Annotated in this window: 12 protein-coding genes; 10 read left to right on the top strand and 2 right to left on the bottom strand. The window is 59.2% G+C overall.

All coding sequences use genetic code 11. From position 1 onward, the window contains the following. Positions 1-24: 24 nt before the first annotated feature. A complete protein-coding gene (locus tag QA646_RS28755) occupies positions 25-1,314 on the top strand; it encodes an MFS transporter (RefSeq protein ID WP_283061036.1) in 1,290 nt (429 codons plus the stop codon). Positions 1,315-1,831: 517 nt separating this feature from the next. On the opposite strand, the gene QA646_RS28750 is transcribed toward QA646_RS28755, so the two are convergent. Then, the gene (locus QA646_RS28750) at positions 1,832-2,809 is read right to left on the bottom strand and encodes a LacI family DNA-binding transcriptional regulator (protein ID WP_283060694.1); all 978 of its coding nucleotides are present in this window, start codon (positions 2,807-2,809) and stop codon (positions 1,832-1,834) included. Positions 2,810-3,053: 244 nt separating this feature from the next. On the opposite strand from QA646_RS28750, the gene QA646_RS28745 reads away from it, so the two are divergent. The 5 genes from QA646_RS28745 (at position 3,054) to QA646_RS28725 (ending at position 9,489) form a co-directional block, all read left to right on the top strand. Further along, the gene (locus QA646_RS28745) at positions 3,054-4,280 is read left to right on the top strand and encodes an ABC transporter substrate-binding protein (RefSeq protein ID WP_283060693.1); all 1,227 of its coding nucleotides are present in this window, start codon (positions 3,054-3,056) and stop codon (positions 4,278-4,280) included. A gap of 51 nt (positions 4,281-4,331) precedes the next feature. Beyond that, positions 4,332-5,231: a sugar ABC transporter permease gene (locus tag QA646_RS28740; protein WP_283060692.1), complete on the top strand. Its 900-nt coding sequence runs from the start codon at positions 4,332-4,334 to the stop codon at positions 5,229-5,231. Then, positions 5,232-6,095 carry a carbohydrate ABC transporter permease gene (locus QA646_RS28735; RefSeq protein WP_283060691.1) on the top strand — a complete coding sequence of 288 codons (864 nt, stop codon included), beginning with the start codon at positions 5,232-5,234 and terminating at the stop codon, positions 6,093-6,095. Between the two features lie 4 nt (positions 6,096-6,099). Continuing rightward, positions 6,100-7,182 carry an ABC transporter ATP-binding protein gene (locus QA646_RS28730; protein WP_283060690.1) on the top strand — a complete coding sequence of 361 codons (1,083 nt, stop codon included), beginning with the start codon at positions 6,100-6,102 and terminating at the stop codon, positions 7,180-7,182. A 108-nt stretch (positions 7,183-7,290) separates the two neighbouring features. Then, positions 7,291-9,489, top strand: a complete 2,199-nt coding sequence (locus QA646_RS28725) for a glycoside hydrolase family 3 protein (RefSeq protein WP_283060689.1) — start codon at positions 7,291-7,293, stop codon at positions 9,487-9,489. A gap of 362 nt (positions 9,490-9,851) precedes the next feature. Here the strand turns inward: QA646_RS28725 and QA646_RS28720 are convergent, their stop codons facing one another. Continuing rightward, positions 9,852-10,739 carry an AraC family transcriptional regulator gene (locus QA646_RS28720; RefSeq protein ID WP_283060688.1) on the bottom strand — a complete coding sequence of 296 codons (888 nt, stop codon included), beginning with the start codon at positions 10,737-10,739 and terminating at the stop codon, positions 9,852-9,854. Positions 10,740-11,158: 419 nt separating this feature from the next. Between QA646_RS28720 and QA646_RS28715 the strand changes: the two genes are divergently transcribed. From QA646_RS28715 to QA646_RS28700, 4 genes are read left to right on the top strand one after another with little or no spacing between them, the layout of a single operon-like run. Further along, a complete protein-coding gene (locus QA646_RS28715) occupies positions 11,159-12,493 on the top strand; it encodes an MFS transporter (RefSeq protein WP_283060687.1) in 1,335 nt (444 codons plus the stop codon). A gap of 30 nt (positions 12,494-12,523) precedes the next feature. Beyond that, entirely contained in the window at positions 12,524-13,972 is a 1,449-nt protein-coding gene (locus QA646_RS28710) for an aldehyde dehydrogenase (RefSeq protein ID WP_283060686.1), read from the top strand. A 37-nt stretch (positions 13,973-14,009) separates the two neighbouring features. Further along, positions 14,010-15,653, top strand: a complete 1,644-nt coding sequence (mdlC, locus tag QA646_RS28705) for a benzoylformate decarboxylase (RefSeq protein ID WP_283060685.1) — start codon at positions 14,010-14,012, stop codon at positions 15,651-15,653. Then, positions 15,650-16,858 (top strand): flavin-dependent oxidoreductase, encoded by a 1,209-nt coding sequence (locus QA646_RS28700; RefSeq protein WP_283060684.1) that lies wholly within the window; start codon positions 15,650-15,652, stop codon positions 16,856-16,858. The genes mdlC and QA646_RS28700 overlap by 4 nt, the downstream gene beginning before the upstream one ends. Positions 16,859-16,860 lie beyond the last annotated feature (2 nt).

The following is a 16,860-nucleotide window of genomic DNA, read 5'->3' as shown; positions in this document are numbered from 1 at the left end:
ACCACAGAACTGATCACCGATGCGATGGAGGCCAAGCAAAGGCGCAGGGCGATTGTCGTTTCCTGCCTTGGCTGGTCGCTCGACCTGTTCGACCTCTTCATCCTCTTGTATGTGGCGCCAGTCATCGGGGCACTTTTCTTCCCGTCCGAGTATCCGACCCTTTCGCTTGCAGCCGTCTACGCGTCATTCGCGGTCACGCTCTTCATGCGTCCAGTCGGCTCGGCGATCTTCGGTCATTTCGCCGATGCACATGGACGCAAGGGTGCGATGACCGTCGCGATGATCGGCGTCGGCGTCAGCACCGCCGCCTTCGGCGCGCTACCGACGATCCAGCAAGCCGGCCTAGTCGCTCCGATCCTTTTTCTCGCCCTGAGATTGGTTCAGGGCGTGTTTGTCGGCGGCGTCGTCGCGTCCACTCACACGGTCGGCACGGAGGCTGTCCCGGCGAACTGGCGGGGCTTCATGTCGGGTCTGGTCGGCGGCGGCGGCGCAGCCATCGGCGCGCTGCTTGCCTCCGTCGTCTACCTTGTTACGTCTGCCATCTTTCCGGGTGATGCGTTCGCTCAATGGGGCTGGCGCTTCATGTTCTTTGCCGGTCTGCTGAGCAGCGTCCTTGGCCTTTATATTTCCCGCAACCTGGACGAATCACCGTTCTTCAAAAAACTGCAGGAGGAAAAGGCGGCCAGGAAGGTTACAAAACCCGCCGCCCCGTTGAAGACGCTGTTTTCGGGCGGGTACCGCAACGTGCTCTTGGTAAACGTCCTCATCACGTTCGGCAGCGGTGCGGGATACTATCTCAGCTCGGGATACATGCCGACATTTCTGAAGGTCATCAACAGCGTCTCGAACTACACCGCCGCTCTCATCCTCATGGGCGCCAGTGTCGCTGCTTTTATCTCATCGGTCCTCGTCGGCATGCTGAGCGATCAGATCGGCAGAAAGCGGACGTTTCTGCTTGTCGGCACGGCAGCGGTGGTTCTTTTGCCGCTCTGCTATCTCGGACTGGCCGGCACGACGGACCTGACCCATATCGTGCTCTACGCGCTTGCAATCGCCTTCATCGGAAACGCAGGCTATGCACCTGTCCTGATCTTCCTGAACGAACGGTTTCCAACTGCTGTACGCGCCAGCGGCACCGGCTTGTCCTGGAATATCGGCTTTGCGCTGGGTGGCATGACGCCAACCTTCGCCTCGCTGGTGAGTAAAACCCCAAGCGACATTCCAACCTCGCTTGCGTTTTTTACCGTCGGTGTCTTCGTGATCTACCTGATCGGGGCGTTCATCGTCCCCGAGACAAAAGGCAAATTTGAGTAGTAGACGAAGCTCTCTTGTCGAGGAACAAGGGAGCGGCCCTCGCATCAGCGGAAGCTTTCAACAGGCTTTCGCTGATGAGACAAGAAGCAATCCAGCGAATGGGTTTGAACGGACACCGATTGAGTTCTGCGCGCGAAGTATCCCCCGCTTTTGCTTTCGGAGCAGGTCGGCAGCCTCAGAACCGCCGATGTGCTGTCGTTTTTGATGCTGCCAGGAGAGAGGTTTTTGGCAGACTGCCGGCAAAGTGAGTCTTGAATTCGCGTGCATCGTCTAATCCGAAAGGAGGCATCGGAATAATATCAGCCATCGCGGCCGTTTCAGGTGGGTGTGCCTCGGCAGTTCCACGCGGCCCAGCGCCTGTTCCACTGGGTCATGCCCTGTCCGGCGACCTAGTTGATACCCTTCAGTAAGCCGAGCACCTGACGGCACCGGCATACAGTTTGACATTGACATCCCTGCTTCAATCTCTTGCAGGATAGAAAGCGCAGGAAGATGGCGGGTGGAAACGCTTCCATTGCTACCCGCGAACGATCAGACGGGCGGAAAACGCGCGGCTGACGGCTCCCTCGACGCCGTAACAGCGATTGAGCAGATACGCGCATGCATTCGAAACGAGATCGGCGATCGGAACTTCCACCGAACTGATCTCTATACCCGCATAGTCGAGCAGAGACATGTTGTCATACCCGACGATGTAGGGATTAATTCCCGCTCGTTTGAGGCTGTTTTTGGCTGATATCGCAGTTTCGTCGTTTCCGCAAAACAGTCCAGTAAAAGGCCTGCCTGCGGAAAGTAGCACAGCCGCGCCTAGCTCGCCTCCCTCCATCTCGTAGTTGCCCTCTACGATAAGAGCCGGGTCCAACGCCACGCCGCGTTCGCTCAGCGCGCCTACGAAACCCTCATGCCGCAAACGCGCATCCTCGATGTCCATTGGTCCGGTGATGGTCGCGAACTGCCGATGCCCTTGGGCCAGCATATGCTGGCCCACAGCGCGGCCCGCGGCAAAGTGATCGATAGAAAAGCACGCTTCGTCGAGTGCGTTGATACGCCGGTTGAGGATGGCAATGGCTGGACCCTGAATGGCTGCAGCAAGCAGCTCTCGTTCGCTGAGCGCGGTGCCGAGGATAAGTATTCCGTCGCAATTGCGTTCCATCAGTGAGGCGAGGCCCCGCGCGTCATCCCAACGGCTGTCTTTTTCACCGCGCGAGGACATGAGAACCATGTGTTTGCCGGCGCTTCTGATCTGTCGTTCCGTCAGCGAAATCGCCGTCGCATAATAGTACCCATGGAAGAGCGGCGCCAGGACGCCAATGATGCCGGACTGCCTTTTCGACAGTGCCCTTGCCGTTGAGGAAGGTCGAAAGTTGAGTTTCCTAACGGCATCCTGCACCGCCAGCTTCGCCGATTCCGAGACGGACCCCGAACCGCTCAGCACTCTGGAAGCGGTTCCCAGCCCGACTCCGGCGAGTTTTGCTACATCCCTGATCGTGGCCATGAGTTCAAATTCCTTATGTCTTTTACAATACTAAAGGTCGGCAGCCATGCGGTCAATTTAAAGGTTGACAAGCCAGATTTCTTCATCATCATGGAACCGGTTCCATACACGGATGCGGAAAGCCAATGTGACCCAGCCTTCATGCGAGCACGACTCTTGGAGCCGACCGACGCCTGAGCGGATGGCAAGAGGCGCTCGCAATTGTTCTTATGAAAATCGACCAACCATCGGGGGAGGAAATCGGATGAAAAAACTGCTTCTGACGACTGCGTTCATCGCATGCATGGCGCCTATCACCGCTTTGGCGAAGGATAAGGCCGAGGTAATTCACTGGTGGACATCAGGCGGGGAGTCCAAGGCGATTTCCGTTATCGCGGATGCCTTCAAAGCCGAGGGCGGCGACTGGGTCGATCGGGCTGTGGCAGGCGGTGAGGCCGCGAGACTTGACGCGATCAATGCGATCAATGGCGGGCAGGCACCGGACATGGCTCAGTTCAACACTTCCAACCAGTTTCGCGAACTGATCGACGGCGGGTTGCTGGCTAATCTCGACAGCGTCGCCGCGGCGCAGGACTGGGACAAGGTGCTGCCGGCGCCCATTCGCGACGTCATCAAGGTTGACGGACATTACTACGCCGCCCCGGTCAACGTCCATAATCCGGCATGGATCTGGTATTCGAAGACCGCATTCGAAAAGGCGAAAATCGCCGGTGAGCCGAAGACAAGGGAAGAATTCTTCGCCGCGCTCGAAGCGCTAAAGGCGTCGGGCGTCACACCGCTGGCGTTGGGCGGCCAGCCGTGGCAGGAACGTTTGACCTTCGACGCGGTGCTGCTGCATTTCGGCGGCAAGGATCTTTACCTGAAATTCCTTGGTGCGGAGGGAGCGACTACTGTCGATACACCGGAGTTCCGTCAGGTGCTGGCGGATTTCAAGCGTCTAAAGAACTATATCGATGCTGGTTCGCCGAACCGCAACTGGAACGAAGCGACAGCGATGGTCATCAACGCCACCGCTGGCGTGCAGATCATGGGAGATTGGGCCAAAGGCGAGTTCAGTGCTGCGGGCGAGCACGCGGGGATTGATTTCGGCTGCATCCCCGGCTTCGGGAGCCACCCATCCTATATGATCGCCGGCGACGTTTTCATTTTCCCGAAGCTCGACGACGAACAGCGTTCGGCAACCCAGAAGCGTCTCGCGACGCTCATGTTGTCGCCCAAGGTTCAGATCGATTTCAACACTCTCAAGGGCTCCATTCCGGCTCGAACCGATGTTGACGGAAAGACGATGGATTCATGTGCCCAGATCGGGATGAAGATTGCCGCCGATCCGAACCGCCAAGTTCCGAATCCGGAAATGCTTTTGCCACCGGATATCCAGGGTTCGGTGAACGATGTGATTTCTAATTTCTGGAACACCAACCAAACCGTGGACGAAGCCGTTGCGGCTCTCCGGGCGGCACTCGCCCGGTAGTTCGAAGGCCGGCGCAAGCCGGCCTCAGCCCATCCAGTTTGGAGGATCGACATGGTTTCTAGCAAGCAATCTGACGAGCACTGGCGCAGTGCTCTCGCCCCCTATCTAGCACTCGTGCCTCTCTTCGTCGTGGTGGTCGTCTTTTATCTAGGCACCATGGCATGGTCGATTGGCATTTCGTTCACCGGTTCAAAAATGCTGCCCGTGGCTAATTTCGTAGGGTTTGCACAGTACCAGCGTCTCTTTTCTGAGGCACGTTGGCTGTTCGCGCTCAGAAACATCGCCTTTTTCGGGGCGGCCTTCATGGTCTCCTGCCTGGTCGCGGGTTTTCTGCTTGCCGTCTTCTTGGACCAGAAAGTGCGTGGCGAGGGGGTCCTTCGCTCGATCTTCCTGTTCCCTTACGCGCTCTCCTTCATCGTCACCGGCCTTGTGTGGCAATGGATCCTCAACCCCGGTTTCGGGATCCAGCAAGCAATGCGCTCGCTTGGATGGTCCGATTTCACTTTCTCCTGGATCACGGACCAGAGCCTGGCAATCTTCGCGGTCGCCATCGCGGCTTTCTGGCAGGGTTCCGGGCTTATTATGGTGGTCATGCTAGCCGGGTTGCGAGGGGTCGACACGGAATTGTGGAAGGCAGCAAAAATTGACGGAATTCCGACATGGCGGGTCTACTGGTCGATCGTGCTTCCAATCCTGAGGCCGACGATCGCGACGGCCGTAGTCCTCCTCGCGATCGGCGTGGTCAAGGCTTATGATGTCGTGGTCGCGATGACCCAGGGCGGGCCGGGCATCGCCACGGACGTCCCGGCGAAGTTCATCATGGACTTCCTATTCCAGCGGCAAAACATCGGCCTGGCGATGGCGGGATCCACGATCATGCTCCTCATCGTGCTGATACTGCTGATCCCTTACCTCCACTCCCAATATTTCAAACAGGAATCGAGGCACTGAATGAGCGAAGACTCTACCTTTTCCTGGGGGCGTCTCGGAATCTATGCGGTACTCATTGCGGCCGCCGCGTTCTATCTGCTGCCCCTTTATGTAATGGTGGTCACGTCCCTGAAGACAATGCCTGAAATCCGGGACGGCAATCTCTTTGCCTTGCCGCACGCACCATCTCTCGATGCCTGGCGCAAAGCTTGGACAACGGCTTGCACAGGCCTTGCCTGCGACGGCATTCAGGTCGGATTCCGGAATTCCGTCAACATCGTGCTTCCATCCGTGCTGGTTTCGATCTTTGTTGGCGCCCTGAACGGCTACGCCCTGGTCTTCTGGAATCCTCGGGGTGGCGTTTGGCTGTTCTGCGCCTTGCTGGTGGGTGCCTTTGTCCCCTACCAAGTCTTCATCTATCCACTGACAAAGATGCTGGCGGCCACCGGCTTGTTCAAGACGTTGAGTGGTTTGGTTTTCGTGCACACGATCTTCGGGATGCCGATCATGACGATGCTCTTCCGCAATTATTTCAGCTCACTGCCGGTCGAACTCTTCAATGCCGCACGCGTCGACGGGGCGGGGTTCCTGGCGATCTTCTTCCAGGTGATGCTGCCCCTGAGCACGCCAATAATCATCGTCGCGGTCATCATGCAGGTTACGGGGATCTGGAACGACTTTCTGTTCGGTCTCGTCTTCGGCAGCGGCGAGGGCGTGCCGATGACTGTTCAGCTTAACAACATCGTCAATTCCACGACCGGCGAGCGCGAATACAACGTCAACATGGCGGCGACAATACTGACCTCACTGGTTCCACTTGTCGTGTATCTCATGTCAGGCAAATACTTTGTGCGCGGCATTGCGGCCGGCGCCGTGAAAGGCTGAAGCGATGACAAAGAATGTCTCAGTGAAGGATCTGGAGATCTCCTACGGCGCGCACAAGATCGTGGAGCATCTCGATATCGAAATTGAACGTGGCGAATTCCTCGTCCTGCTCGGTCCGTCGGGCTGCGGTAAGTCGACGCTCCTCTCTGCCATCGCTGGCCTTGCAAAAGTCACAGGCGGCACGATCCATATCGGGGAGCGGGACGTGACCCGAGCCGAGCCCAAGAGCCGGGGTATCGGCATGGTGTTCCAGTCCTACGCCCTCTATCCAACGATGTCGGTGCGCAAGAACATCAGCTTTGGACTTAAGATGGCCGGCGCGAACGCGGCCGAACAGGCGCGCAAAGTCAATGAGGTCGCGGCGTTCCTGCAGATCACGCAGCTCCTCGACCGCAAGCCCTCGCAATTGTCCGGCGGTCAGCGCCAGCGCGTCGCGATCGGCCGCGCCTTGGCCCGCAGCGCCGATATCTACCTGTTCGATGAGCCTCTCTCCAATCTCGACGCCAAGCTACGCAACGAGCTTCGCTACGAAATTAAGCGTCTCCATTCCGAACTTGGGACGACCATGGTTTATGTGACCCACGATCAGATCGAAGCAATGACACTTTCGACCCGCATCGCGGTGATGAAAGACGGGAAGATCCAGCAATTGGCGACGCCGAGCGAGATCTATGCACGTCCTGCAAACCTCTTCGTTGCAGGATTCGTCGGCTCGCCGGCAATGAACTTCATCGAGGGCGATCTGCGAACCAATGCCTCAGGCACATCGGATTTCGTAGGTGGCGGTTTTAGCCTGTCGCTTCCGGCGCGCTACGCGCAGCGGGAAGTGGTTCTCGGCATACGCCCTGAACAGTTTCTCCGCAATGGAAGCGGCGTCGCGGGCACGGTGACGATGACGGAAGAAATGGGGCCAGAAGGGCTCTTCTGGTTGGAGGTCGGCGGAAAGAAAATGTCAGTTCGCTCCAGCATGTCCGACTTGCCAAGACCAGGCCAGAAGCTCGAGATCGGAGTTGACCTCAGCGCCATGTCGCTATTCTGCAAGGAGACAGGCGCAAGGATTGGGAAGCCGACACAGATGCCGAATTGAGGCTTGCGAAAGCAGGGCCGGAATTCGGTCAGGGATTGAAGGGCAGACCTACGGCCGCCTAGGCGGCATACTAAGTCGCCCGAGCGTCTGCATTTGAAGGGAATTGCGATGAAGTTGCCATATCCGCCACGCGGAATCGACAGCATGGAAGAGGATGCAAAGTGGTCCTGGCTGGATACGTCTCTTTCGCCAGATGTCCGTGCGGCGATGGTAGTGGAGACGATGACAGATGACGAGAAGTTCTCCTGGTTGTACGGTCCTATGGCCGTCCCTTTCGGAAAATTCGAAAAACCGGAGGGCGCCCTCGGGTCGGCCGGCTTCTTTCCTGCCATCGAACGGCTGGGCATTCCGGCGCGGCAGGAGACGGATGCGACGCTTGGCATTGGCAATCTCAATGACGTGCGGCCGGGAGACACGGCCACGGCATTGCCCTCTTCGCTGCTTTTGGGGGCCAGTTTCGATCCCGCGATCGCCTTCGAGACAGGAGCGCTCATCGGCAGTGAAGCACATGCCAAGGGCTTCAACGTTATTCTGGCTGGCGGTGCGAATCTCGTGCGCGAACCGCGAGCCGGGCGAAATTTCGAAAATGTATCGGAGGATCCGCTGCTCACCGGCGTCATCGCCGGAAACTCTATCGCAGGGATCCAGTCGCAATCAGTGGTTTCTACGGTGAAGCACTTCGTGCTGAATGCCGAAGAAACCGGCCGCGTGATGCTGAGCGCCGACATAGAGGAGGCGGCGCTTCGTGAATCTGATCTGCTGGCCTTTCAGATTGCCATCGAAATCGGCAGCCCTGGCTCCGTCATGCCCGGTTACAACCTCGTCAACGGCGAATATGCATCCGAGAACGGGTTCCTTCTCAACACGGTGCTCAAGGGCGAGTGGGGTTTCCCCGGCTGGGTTATGTCCGACTGGGGTGCGACACATTCGACGGAAAAGGCCATTCGCGCCGGACTTGACGTGCAATCAGGGGCCAATCTCGATACTGAGAATTTCTTTGGCGCAGCGCTGCGGGCCGCAGTCGAGCGGGGCGATGTGCCGGGGGAGCGAATTAACGATTCTTTGCGCCGCCAACTTCGCAGTCTTTTTGCGATCGGGGCTGTCGATCGGCCGGCAGTGCGGGGAGGGTCCATTGATTACGATGGCCATCGCAAAATCGCACAGCGCGCCGCAGAGGCGGGGATCGTCCTCTTGCGCAACGAAAACGCCGCCCTGCCTATTGCTAAGGGCAAGAGGCGTCTGCTGGTGGTCGGCCGACATGCCGATCTCGGGGTGCTTTCTGGCGGGGGGTCCTCCTCTGTCACCCCGACAGGAAGCGTCAAGCTCCCTGGGGTTTCCTTTGTCGGACTGCAAATCCCGAAAGTTTATCATCCATCTTCGCCCCTGCACGCGATCAAAATGGCGGCGGCAGCTGAAGACATCGTGTATCTCGACGGCGAGGATATCGATGCGGCGGCGAAAGCGGCGCGCGGGGCCGACGCGGTGATCGTTTTTGCCGGTGCTTGGCGCACGGAAGGAATGGATGCTCCTAACCTGGACCTGCCGGACGGTCAGGACGTGCTGATCGACGCGCTGGCAGGGGCCAACCCCGCCACGATCGTTGTGCTCGAGACGGGCGGCCCTGTCTTAATGCCATGGTTCGACCGTGTGGCGGCGGTCGTGCTGTCATTCTTCTCCGGAAACGGCGGGGGCGAGGCCATCGCTCGTGTTCTCTTTGGCCATGTCAATCCTTCCGGCCGGCTACCCGTTACATTCCCCGCCTCCTTGGATCAGCTTCCGCGCCCGGGCCAAATCGATCCGGCTTCAGTGGTGTCCAATCCCGGCGTACCTGTCGACGGCAACATCGTTCACGTTTCTTACGATATCGAAGGAGCGGATGTGGGCTATCGTTGGTTCGAGCGCGAAAAGCTGATACCGCTCTTGCCGTTCGGCTATGGTCTTTCCTACACGCGCTTTTCATATGGCGATCTTGTGCTGCGGGAGGCCGGTGGCCAATTGCAGGCGATCGTGTCCGTCACGAACGAGGGGCCGCGCGTCGGCGCGGAGGTCGTGCAACTCTATGCCCGTTTCGACGCGCCTACCGGTTTCGTCTCGAGGCTTGTCGGGTTTGCAAAGCTGGAGCTTGCTCCCGGGGAAACAGGCACGACGGAAATGACCGTCGATCCTCGGTTGATCAGCCGATTTAACACGGATGCCAAGTGCTGGCGGCTGGAAGCCGGAACTTACCATTTCAGCGTTAGGCGGAACGCCGCCGAGACGGAAAGGGAGATTGCAATCGATCTCGACGAAAAGAACCTTCGCCCCTGATCGGCAACGCTAAGCCCCTTTGCATCGGATGGCATCGCCGGCGCCACCGGCGGGGCGGGTCCTTAGCGCGCAGTTTTTTTCTTTGACGTGAGCGTTATGGAGCGCTGGAACCGAAGTGCCTACACTGCAAAATCGATGAAGCAAAGGCACTCCGCGCGCGTTTCCCACGGCGGGATCCATCCTAAGCACACGCTGCGGCTCGATCCGAACCACAAATCGCGCGACAATCGCTGACGGTCGTTGCACACCCGTGCAATGAGGGGCGGTATGGATCGCTGGCGCTTTTACTTGGGGATGGCCGGCGGCAATTCCCATGCTCTCATTCGGCGGGTGCGAGCGCCCGCTTCCACGCCAATCCCTTACTAGCTTCTATTGGCCCTCATGCGACTTCGGAACGTCGTCGGCTTTTCACCTGTAAGCTGCGTGAAGAACCGGGTAAAATAGGATGGTGTCGAAAAATGAAGCTTGTAGGCAATTTCCGCGATTGAAAGCTCGGTAAAGACGATCAGCCTGCGCGCTTCAAGCACCAGTCGATCGTGAATTATCTCCCCGGCGGTGCGCCCGGTTGCCGCCTTCACGCATCGCGTCAGATATGTCGAAGTCACCGACAATTCGGCGGCATAATCGCTGACCGTCCGGTTTTTGAGATGATCGCGATCCACAAGCGCCTCGAATTCGCTGACGAGGGCAAGGTGCGGAATACGCGAACGCGTTTCACGCGACCGGGCGTCGCGCAACATGCGATGGAATCGAATAAGAAGGATGCGGAACAACGCCTCGAGGATCGCGCTTCTCTCCTCCCCCCATAGCCCATGCTCGGCCTCGATCTCCTCGAAAACCGGGCGAAGCTGCGCGAGACCATCTCGGGAGTCCTCGCCGAATATCGCCGCAGGCCGGGACAGCCACGTGTCGATCCATGGCATTCCATGTGCGAGGCGGGCCAGATTCACACTCGGCAGCGTGATAACCCATCCAAGCGTATTCTCGGGATAGTCGAAGCCGTGACTGACGAGGGCCGGCATCCAGATTAGGGCCGGCGCCTTGATCCGTACTCCTTCGAAATCGAGCTGACCGAGTATCTCGCCGTCCGCAAAGAAAAAAAGCTGCGCTAGGCCCTCGTGATAGTGGGAGTCGACGTGCCAACCATGAATGTGGCTGCGTTCGGAAATCCGTTCGCAGTTCAGGAAGCCCACGTGCTGCGATGCATCGCCGAGTACGTAGCGCTCGCGGTCCAGTTGCGGTTCAGCCATCGCGGCTCCTGTTTGAAAAAGTGACATTTATAGTCAGCTCAGTGCATTGAGAATTACAATAGTCAAAAGCAAATTGAGAAAAATCAAGGGCTGACGGCGAGACGGGAGACACAGACCGTGAGCCTCTGATCAAGCGGAGGAAACCAGCTATGCAATCCATTGACAGGCGTGTTTCGGGCGGGCTTTAGGCGCTGCGAAAAGACGGGCGGTCAATCTCATGGCGGCGAGACGGCTTCGACAATCTGCACGCATTATCGCATCGGGCAGAGCGTTCGAGACGGTCCCATAGGACGCCTTAGGAGCGGCAGGAAGCCAACACCTCTAAGCTTTAAGACCAGACCGGCGGCGCGCTGCCGGCTCGGTTGGTCGCGGCCGCAATCTTGCGATCGCGACGGTCGGAATCAAATCGGGAGGAACCGGTGTCTACAGACAATTTGAACTATTCTATAGAGGCAGTCGCAGCGACCGAAGGTGCTCAGAGCGCTCGCGATCGCAACCGCATCCTGGTCGCCGGAACCATTGGAACGACGATCGAGTGGTATGATTTCTTCATCTACGGCCTGATCGCACCGCTTGTGTTCGACCGACTGTTTTTTCCAAAGTTCGATCAGTTGACAGCCACGATGGCGGTATTCGCCACCTTCGCCGTCGGATTTCTCGCCCGTCCGCTTGGCGGATTGGTGTTCGGGCATTTCGGCGATCGCATTGGCCGGAAATCTGTCCTGCTTTGCACGCTCCTGATCATGGGTTTGGCGACCATGGCCATCGGCCTTTTGCCGACTTACGAGAGCGTCGGCATTCTCGCAACCGCGGCTCTGCTTATCCTGCGCTTTCTTCAAGGTTTCGCACTCGGCGGCGAATCGACTGCTGCCGGGTTGATGGCAATCGAAACGGCGCCCGGCGACAAGCGCGGTCTGTCGGCGGCAATCATTCAGGCGGCGGGACCACTCGGCGTCGTGCTGGCGTCGCTTGCAGCCATGGCGATGGCGACCTTACCTGAAGAGGCCCTGTTGTCCTGGGGCTGGAGGATTCCTTTCATCGTCAGCGGGATCCTCGTCGCAATCGGGCTCTACATGCGGCTTCGCGTCGAAGAGAGCGCGACTTTTCGCCAAACGGTGCGTCAATCCTCTCACACGCCGACGGTACCCGCTCTCGAGGCGATCAGGAGCCATCCGCGGCCAATTCTGGCCATCCTCTTTGCGGAAATGGCCCAAACGTCGTACTTCTATCTGACCGCCATTTTCACGCTGTCCTTCGCCACCCGGCAACTCGGCGTGCCCAAGGACGTGGTCACGCAGGCCGTCCTTTATGCAAATATCGTGGCGCTGATTGCGATGCCCATCATCGGAGCGTGGTCGGACCGCATAGGACGCAAGCGGCTTTTTCTTGCAGGTCTCATCCTTGCCGCTGTTTCGATCATGTTCTTCTACGATCTGCTTGCCACGCGCGATAGCGCGATGGTCATGGGCGCGGTGATCGTGGCTGCCGGGCTGCTTCATCCGCTGATGTTTAGCACTGAGGGCAGCTATTTTCCGGAATTGTTTCCAACGCGCGTCCGTTTCAGCGGCGTTTCGATCGGCAAACAACTCGGCACCGTACTTGGCGGCGGCCTTGCACCCCTGATCGCCACTGCACTTTATGCGGCAACCGGCACGACGCTTTCAATCGTCTGTTACTACCTCGTCATGGCCGCCGCGGCCGTTATTGCCTTGCGTTTCGTTCGCGAGACCAAGGACGAGCCACTTTCCAACTGACAACCTGAACCACCACTGAGAGAGATACCCATGAATATAAATCTTCTGATCGGAGACCGCGAAGTCCCCGCGAGCAATGGGAAGACCTTCGACCGCATGGATCCGCTGTCGAAGGAAATCGCAACGAGGGCGCCTGCCGCCACGCTGGAAGATTCGGACGCAGCCATCGCCGCTGCCGGCGCCGCCTTCGCAAGCTGGTCGGAACTCGGGCCGAATGAACGACGCCGGTATCTCCTGAAGGCAGCCGACGTCTTCGAAGGCATGCGCGACGAATTCGTACGCACGATGATCAAGGAGATCGGCACGACGGAGGTTTGGGCTTCCTTCAACGTGAAGCTGGCCAGCGGAATGCTGCGCGAAGCGGCTTCGCTCACCACCCAGATCACGGGCGAAGTAATTCCTTCCGACAAGCCCGGCTGCATTGCCATGTCAGTGCGCCAGCCGGCGGGCGTGTGCCTGGGGATCGCTCCCTGGAATGCTCCGATCATTCTTGGCGTGCGTGCGGTTGCGACGCCGCTTGCCTGCGGCAACACCGTTGTCCTGAAAGCCTCGGAAATCTGCCCGGGTACACACCGCCTGATCGGAGACGTCTTCCGCAAGGCCGGTTTTCCGGCAGGCGTCGTCAACGTCGTCACGAATGCGCCGGAAGATGCCGCCGCCATCGTCGAGCGTATGATCGCGAATCCGGCCGTGAAACGTATCAACTTTACCGGCTCCACTCGCGTCGGACGGATCATTGGCGAACTTGCTGGCAGACACCTGAAGCCGGCTGTGCTCGAACTTGGCGGCAAGGCGCCGCTTATCGTCCTCGATGACGCGGATCTCGATGCAGCCGTTGCTGCTGTCGCCTTCGGCGCCTTCATCAACCAGGGACAGGTCTGCATGTCGACGGAACGGGTCATTGTCGATTCCGCCGTGGCCGACAGCTTCGTCGAAAAGCTCGCCGCCAAAGTATCGGCATTGCCTGCCGGCGACCCCAGATCGGGGCCGGTCGTCATCGGATCGCTCGTCGACGAGGCTCCGGCGCTGCGCGTCGTCGATCTGATCGAGGACGCGATCGGGAAGGGCGCCAAACGTGTTGCCGGCGGTGAGCGTACGGGGACGGTCGTTCCGGCGACCGTCATCGATCACGTCACCGACGAGATGAGGCTTTATGGCGAGGAAAGTTTTGGTCCCGTTGTTTCGGTCATCCGGGCTGCAAATCTCGAAGACGCGGTGCGACTTGCAAACCACAGTGAATATGGGCTGTCCGCGGCCGTGTTCGGGCGCGATGTGGCTCGGGCGCTTGCCGTTGCCAAGCGCATTGAGTCCGGAATCTGCCATATCAACGGTCCGACCGTGCACGACGAGGCCCAAATGCCATTCGGCGGCGTGAAGGGGTCTGGTTTCGGTCATTTCGGCGGGCAGGCCGGTATTGCTGAGTTTACCGATCTGCGCTGGATCACCATTGAGACCGCGCCCCAGCATTACCCTTTCTAAGGGCACCGCGATTTCGCGATATTAAGAGATCCAAAACATGACAACTCATACTCAGACAGTCCGGGAGGCGACGCTGGATGTTTTGCGTTCCTTCGGCGTGGATCGCGTCTTCGGCAATCCGGGATCCACCGAGCTCGCCTTCCTCCACGACTGGCCGGACGATATCGACTATGTCCTCGGTCTGCAGGAGGGGTGCGTCGTCGGCATGGCAGACGGCTATGCCCAGGCGACAGGACGGCCGGCATTTGTCAATCTGCACTCGGCAGCCGGCCTCGGGCACGCTCTCGGCAACGTGTTCACGGCGTTTCGCAACAAGACGCCGCTTGTGATAACGGCCGGACAGCAGGCGCGCAGCATCCTCCCTCTTCGACCCTATCTCTACGCGGAGGAAGCCGCTCAATTTCCCAAGCCCTATGTGAAGTGGAGCGTTGAGCCGGCCAGGGCAGAAGACGTCCCGGCGGCAATCGCAAAGGCGTTCCACATCGCAATGCAACATCCGCGTGGTCCGACCTTCGTGTCGATCCCGTCGGATGACTGGACGGAAAGAACTTTCGCACCCGCGCCTCGCGCCGTTGCGGGTGAGTTCGCACCCGACGCGGCGGCGATCGCGCGCTTGGCTGTGGCTATAGAAAAGGCCAAGCGTCCCGTTTTCGTCATCGGACCCGATGTCGATCGCAGCGGGTCGGTCGATCAAATGGTGGCGGTTGCCGAACGGGCACAGGCGGCGGTATGGGCAAGCCCGATGTCGAGCCGAGCGAGCTTCCCCGAACGTCACTCGCTTTTTGCCGGCTTTCTTCATGCTGCGCCCGGCGCTCTTGCCGAGGCATTGCGTGGAGCCGACCTCATCGTCGTTTTCGGTGCTCCGGTGTTCACCTTTCATGTGGCAGGTCATTGCGATCTCTTCGCAAACGGGACCCTGATTTGGCACCTGACCGACGATCCCCTCGAGGCTGCTTCGGCGCCGGTCGGCGAGAGCGTGATCGGGGCGATGGCGAAGTCCCTTTCCGAGCTCCTGCTAGCCTTGCCCGACATCGCCGATCGAGAGCCGCCGGCGCCCCGGAAAGAGCCGCCCACACCGATGCCCGCGACGCCCATGCCGCCCGGCTTTGCCCTTAGCCGCCTTTCGGACCTATTGCCCCCCGATGCGATTGTCGTCGAGGAGGCGCCGTCGCATCGGCCGGCCATGCAGGCCTTTTTCCCCATGCGCGGTGCCGACAGCTTTTACACGATGGCAAGCGGCGGCCTTGGATATAGCCTGCCGGCTTCTGTCGGCGTTGCCCTGGCTCGCCCCGGCCAGCGGATCGTTTGTCTGATCGGCGACGGGTCGTCCATGTACTCGATCCAGGGTATTTGGACAGCCGTCCAGCAAAAGCTGCCGGTTACTTTTGCGGTGATGAACAATTCCGGTTACGGGGCCATGCGCTTCTTCAGCCGGATCATGCAGTGCGAACGTCCGCCAGGCATCGACCTGCCGGGGATCGATTTCGTCGCGCTCGCACGCGGCTTCGGTTGCGAGGCCGAACGCGTCATCCGTCCGGAGGAACTTGATCGGGCGCTGATCAAGGCTTTTTCCAGCGAGGGACCCAATCTGATCGATATCGCCGTCGATGAAGCCGTCGCTGTTCTCTTCGAGGAAGGGAAACGAGAAAAACCCATGCCGTCTAGGGAGAATTCGCAATGAAGATCATTATAGCGGGCGCAGGTATCGGCGGATTGGCTGCGGCACTCTGCCTCCATGAAAAAGGCTTCGAGGTTCAGATCTTTGAAGCTGTCAATACATTGCAGCCGCTGGGAGTCGGCATCAACGTGATGCCGCATGCCTCCGGCGTGCTATTTGGCGTTGGTCTCGGCGATGCACTCGACGAGATGGCGATCCGCACTCGCGCCATTGAATATCGCACCCGCTTCGGGCATCTGATCCAGTCGGACCCCCGCTGCGTCGAAGCAGGATTTGAATATCCACAATATTCGATCCATCGGGGCGAATTGCAGTTTCTTCTGCTCGATACTGTTCGTACCCGCCTCGGCGAGGACGCCGTCATCACCGGGAAGGCCGTTGCCGGCTTCACGCAGGACGACGATCGCGTCCATGTAAGCTTTGCGGACGGGTCGTCCTGCGACGGTGATTTGCTGATTGGTGCAGATGGTTTCCGCTCGAAGGTGCGCGAACAGCTTCATCCCGGCGAAGGGCCGGCGCACTACGAAGGCACCATGATGTGGCGCGGTGCCAACGTGCAGGCGCCCTTTGCCGATGGACGGACCATGTTCATTGCCGGCGACCATGATGTCAAATTCGTTTGCTATCCGATCAGCGGGCGAGCGGCCCGAAAGGGCGAAGCCCTGATCAACTGGGTTGCCGAGATTCGTCACGACAACCCGCGCGCTGCCGAAGAAGCCGACTGGACCCGGGAGGCCGAGCGGGATTTCATCTCCGAATATTTCGGCTTCCGTATGCCCGATATCGATATTCCCACCCTTTTGAAAAACACGCAGAAGATCACCCAGTACCCGATGATCGATCGCGATCCCTTGCCTTGGTGGACGAAGGAACGGGTGACACTTCTCGGCGATGCTGCCCATCCCATGTACCCGATGGGAGCAAACGGCGCCTCGCAGGCAATCCTGGACGGAAGGGCGCTTGCCGATGCTCTGGCCGAACGGCCCGGACCGCAGGGGCTATTGGCCTATGAGGCGCTGCGGCGGCCAATCACCACCAACGTGGTCTTGAACAACCGCAAATCCGGACCAGAACGGGTCCTCGACATCGCTGCTGCTCGCGTCAAGGGGCCAGAGGATCGGATCGAAGATTTGATTTCCGCGGCCGAGCTTGAGGAGGTGGCCGCAAGCTACCGCCAGATCGCCGGTTTCGTGAAAAAGGCGGTGTAGTC

Source organism: Rhizobium sp. CB3090 (assembly GCF_029714285.1).
GTDB lineage: Bacteria > Pseudomonadota > Alphaproteobacteria > Rhizobiales > Rhizobiaceae > Rhizobium.
This window is presented reverse-complemented; position numbering and strand designations above follow the sequence as displayed.